The organism is Streptococcus sp. A12 (assembly GCF_905372335.1).
GTDB lineage: Bacteria > Bacillota > Bacilli > Lactobacillales > Streptococcaceae > Streptococcus.
On sequence record NZ_CAJPOU010000080.1, the window covers coordinates 1 to 5,043 of the forward strand.

A 5,043-nucleotide genomic window follows, 5' to 3' on the forward strand; every position below is an offset into this window, starting at 1 on the left:
GCAGTCGCAGAATCCATTTATCCGAAACAAAAAGGTGGAGAGAAGGGAAATGCTGAATACTTCCGTAAGTCTTCTATATCTCTGTTTAATGCTCTGACAATGGCTTTGATGGATCGAGCTAATGAAACCTATCAAAATGGTGAAGACGATGCCTGGGATACCATTACGATCCCTAACGTTGCGAAATTCTTGGCGACAATGGGGTCTGAAGAAGTTTTTGTAGATGGTGCTGGTGAAATCGTCGAGAATCCAAGCAGAGAACAACAAGTATCGAAGAAGTCAAAAATCACAGTTTATTTTGATAATTTGAGACAAGTCAATCAAAAACAATTCTCAAAATTTAGACAAATGGCGGATATCGAATTTCGTGCTTCAGACTTTGGTGGTGATGAAACCAAAGGGAATGTCTACTCTAGTATGATGACAGGTATCAACCTGTTCTTGCAAGACAACGTGGCCAAACTGACTTCTAAAAACTCTATTGACTTAGAGTCTTTTGGTTTCCCACGTCGATTGTCTGTCAAGCTGAGATCAAGCACCAACAGTCAGCTTAAAAATGAATTCAAGCACAAAACTGCTAAAGTAACGATTACAGGATTGAAGAAGTGGGGCAAAGTAGAAAAGAAAGTCGATTATGTAAAGCAAGCGACGGCTTTAGTCGATGGGGAAGGCTATCTGACTTATGCCATCGAGCCTAAACTTCCAGATCAGTTTACGGTAACGATTGATTTCAACCATAAGAACAATGGCCATTCCCCTGTTCGAAATCAAGTCTTCCAGTTCTCAGCTGAAAAAGTCTATCGAAAAGATGGAGATAGTTTAGAACTAGATGAGTATACCAAGAAGCCGATTTTAGATCATATCGATATAACCGTCTTAAAGACTCAAGAAGACACCCAAAATCTTCTTCAGGAGTCGGATATTGAACTGGTATATTCAGATAAACCGAAAGTAATCTACCTGGTAACACCGCCAAACCGCACAGAGTACAATGGGATTGTTTCTTTGTTCTTAGATCAGTTATACAATGCCAATTATGAGCTTGCATTAACAAATGGTCGGAAATGTATCAATCGCATTCTCCATATCTTGGATGAGTTTACAAACATGCCAGCTATTCCTCACATGGATACGAAGATTTCTATCGGATTGGGGCAAAACATTCTCTATTACCTATGGATTCAAAATCTGGAGCAACTGTACAATGTGTATGGCCAAAATGTTGCTCAAACCATTATGGATAACTGTTCATTGAAGGTTTATGTTAAAACAACATCTTCAGATACCAATAAGAAATTTAGTGCTGAGTTGGGTACACGTACCATCACCAGAAGACGGCGCTCTAGCAATATCCTGGACGAAGCCAATCCAAATGTAGCTGTCGAGAATCCAAAACAGGAGTTGTTGACACCAACACAATTGGCCAAGCTCCAGGAAGGAGAAGCGGTTATCTTACGTGGGGTCAAGGGACGGGATAATGTTGGACGTAAGGTCACAACGGATCCAATCTTCGCACATGACAAGAACAGCTTCCCTTACAAGTACATGTTCTTACAAGAGGAGTTTGATACCTCAATGACTCTTGCGGATATTCCAGTCGAAAGTGCACACCGTGAGCTAGAGCTTCAGGAAATAGCAGTTGATGCTGGTACAGCCTTTAACAACATTATCGACTGGAGGCAACGTTTGACTATGTCTCTTCTCAGCAACAATGGAGAAACTCCTAAATTATCAGGTCGTCACAGTAAAGGACAAAAGGTGAAAACCCAATCATTTACTTCCACAGATGAACTATTCCAGGCAGCTGTAGCTAGTGTTATTCAAGGTGACTATGATTATTATGATGACGGAGATGAGTTCTTTGCGGATGAAGTTATCTAAAAAGATGTACAACAAGTTATATAAACACTTGCAAGAAAAAATGATGTTTGTTATAATGAGGTAAATAATGATTAGGAGAAAAAATGATGAAAGCAAAGCACTTTTTAAGAATTGTTCTAGTAGGGTTAGCCTTGATTTTACTAGGGGCATGTGGTCAAAAATCACCTGATTCTATTGCTAAAAATGTGCTAAAAGATAGCTATACAGGCTTCTCACCAGAACATGGTTATGAGAGTAGTGATTTTAAGGGTGGAGTAGGAACTACCTTGAAATTTGATAAAGAAAAACGAACTATCTCAAATAACGACGGTGAAAGTATCAATTATAGTGTTCTTTCAGAGGAACAAGTGAAGGCAATCCCAGCTGATTTCAGAGGTACCCTAGTTAGTTTAGAGAGTCAGCTGAAAGGAAAGGATAACTTTACAATCGCTGTTGATTATCAAGATATAGATAAACCTGAAGAAGCTCGCTCTTATTATCAAGTCGTCTTGACCGAGGGTGGCAAAAAAATCCGAATCATTGAACTCCGTCGTGGCTACAAAGAAGACAATGCTTTCTATGATTTCAACGGAACCGCAGATTAACTTACAAAAGTCTCAATTACTTGAGGCTTTTTTTGTTGTCAGAATTTCATTGTCCCTTTAAAAACGATTTTGCAATTATCGAATATGATAGGGGTATCTTAGAAAGAAAGAAGGTATCTTTAGTGCACTATCAAACCTTTTCAGATTTGATGAATGAGGTCAAAGATCTCAACGGTGATATCACAGGCGAGAATGCAAAAAAGTTGGCAGAGTTCTATTCCTATTGGAATAACTATTTAGAACCGACCCCTGCATTTATGGCATTTCTCACCTATTTACCAGGAGGGATTGCCAAGGCTCTTTATCAAATCACTTCCAGCCTAGAACATGTTTTTAATAATATGTTCAAGCTCTTTGGCCTCTTCGGTTATCTGGGAGACCAGAAGACGATTATCGGTCAGTTCTTTTACTGGTTTCAGGTGTTGGGGACGTCCTTGTTCACCCTGATTTTGGTCGTGTCGGCTGTTGCAGGAGTTTTTACTAAGCCAGTAAAGTATAAGGGGGTTATCATCAATTTCCTTTTGGTAACGGCTGTAACTGCCGTATTGCCACTAGCTTTGACCACTATCTCAACAGCAGTGGCACAGGATGCCATGTCTATCCAGACAGTCTCCAGTGAAGCCCCTTCTGGTAGTCAGCCAACTTCCTCCTTGGCTCTTCAGCCCATGAAAAATAATGTGGTAGACTTAAAAGTTTTGATCTACAAGGATTTTTCTACGGAGCTGTTTCCAATGGATGATTATGGCTATATCAAGCCCGTTCAGAAGGGATCAACTCCTGTCAATAATATCACGGATAATCCTGACCAACGGGATACGACTGATTTTGCGACCAAGATTGATTTTGGAGCAAACTATGGAACAACAAATCCAAAAATGATACAGGATATAGAAAAATATGATAAAATACCAGGAATTAAAGGCTTGTTCCTCCATAAATTAAATTCCAATGATACTGGAGTTGAAACCATTACAGAACACCGAGTCATTAATCAATTGAGTGCTTTTGAATCAGTCTATATGCGCTATAAAGTCAACTGGATAGGGATGTTTCTTCAGTACATTATCCTGATTGTTCTATTGATCAGCATGATCATCAAGCTCGTCAAATCAGTTTTTGATATTGTGATTGAAGCGATGATCTCTCCGATTCTTGGATACAGTTCTCTATCAAACTCAAAGAAATACAAAGAGTTGTTAAGAACCATTGGCGGAGCCTTAGCAGGAATCATCTTTGAAGTTATCATTATGCGTGTAACGCTTGAGATTTTCAGAGATTTACCAATCCTTTCTGTCTCAGCTGTATCGAAGCTTTCTGGCGGATTCTTTGACGGACTCAACATGTGGGAACAGTGCCTAGCAGCTGCCTTTGTTTATGTTGGAGTATTCTTCGCAGCTATGCAAGGAGTGGCCATGATCGAGCGCTGGCTTGGAGTTTCAACAGGTCATAGTGAAACAGCTCAACAACTGCTCGGAGCTATGATGATGGGAAATGCTTTTGCGGCTGGAGCAGGCGGTCTCTTTAATGGTGGTATGGCACTTGGTCAATTTGGTATGGATATGGCAAAAAAAGCTCCAGATGCCTTGTCTAAAGGAAGTCAGATTCTAGGAAATAGCCTAGCAAGAACTGGAGGTGGTATTCAAGGTGCTTTGAACTCTGTAAAAGACCAAGGCTTGATGAATGCGGTCAAAGGTGGTGTAAGTAATATGGTTGATTTGGCAGAATGGAAAGCATTTGAAGCCATGCAAAATGGGAAAGGGGCAGTTGGCAATGTTTTAGATAAGCTGGATGATAAGGCTGCCTCTGCTCAAAATGCGACCTATAACGCTCTGAAAAATGATGCGGTTCCTGGAATTGATCAGCCTGGGCCGATTGATATTCCTGAGCCTCCAATTGATCCAGGAACAACGGATGCACCTATTGTAGATCCAACTCCTTCAGCTGAAGGAATGGAGTCCCCAATTCAAGATCCAAATCCACCTGCAGATGCACCAGTTTCAGAATCGACACCACCAGCACAGCCTGATTCTTCTCAACAAAAATTTCAACAGAGTATGAATCAAATGAACTACATGAACCAACAAATGCAACAAGCAGGACAGCGTATGCAAGGGGGACGTCATATCACTGGCGCTGAGAGTGATGACGAAGAAGAATAGGCTGAACTATGGATTTAACAGGGAAGAACATTGTTATCACAGGAAGTCTACGTCCTCTAAGTCGAGAAGAAGCCATCCGATTTTTAGAAAGTAAAGGAGCTGTCGTTCAAAACTACGTATCTTCTAGGACAGATATATTGGTTTTAGGACACAAGCAGTTGAATCTTTTTGATCTAGATAAAAGGTCTAAAAAGCATGATGAAGCGCTTAGACGAATATCAGACGGTCAATCCATCACTTTCCTTTCAGAAGAATCATTCTTTGATTTAGTTAAGAAGTCTCAAGATTGAGGCTTCTTTTATTGCACAAAAAAAGTATATAACTTTTTATACAATTTATTTCTGAAGGATGATGGGGGGAAATGCTATTGTCCCTTTAAAAGATATTTTCGATTATTCATTATAATGTGAGTGTCAAAA

The 5,043-nt window shown here is 40.0% G+C and carries 4 protein-coding genes; all 4 read left to right on the forward strand.

Translation table 11 applies throughout. The features are described from left to right. The coding region (locus tag QZ158_RS07725) for a type IV secretory system conjugative DNA transfer family protein (RefSeq protein WP_293887346.1) at positions 1 to 1,881 on the forward strand (1,881 nt) is incomplete at its 5' end. 83 nt (positions 1,882 to 1,964) lie between these two features. Next, positions 1,965 to 2,465 (forward strand): hypothetical protein, encoded by a 501-nt coding sequence (locus QZ158_RS07730; RefSeq protein WP_293887348.1) that lies wholly within the window; start codon positions 1,965 to 1,967, stop codon positions 2,463 to 2,465. A 122-nt stretch (positions 2,466 to 2,587) separates the two neighbouring features. Continuing rightward, positions 2,588 to 4,624 carry a pLS20_p028 family conjugation system transmembrane protein gene (locus QZ158_RS07735; RefSeq protein ID WP_293887350.1) on the forward strand — a complete coding sequence of 679 codons (2,037 nt, stop codon included), beginning with the start codon at positions 2,588 to 2,590 and terminating at the stop codon, positions 4,622 to 4,624. Between the two features lie 8 nt (positions 4,625 to 4,632). Continuing rightward, positions 4,633 to 4,914 (forward strand): BRCT domain-containing protein, encoded by a 282-nt coding sequence (locus tag QZ158_RS07740; protein WP_293887352.1) that lies wholly within the window; start codon positions 4,633 to 4,635, stop codon positions 4,912 to 4,914. Positions 4,915 to 5,043: the final 129 nt, after the last annotated feature.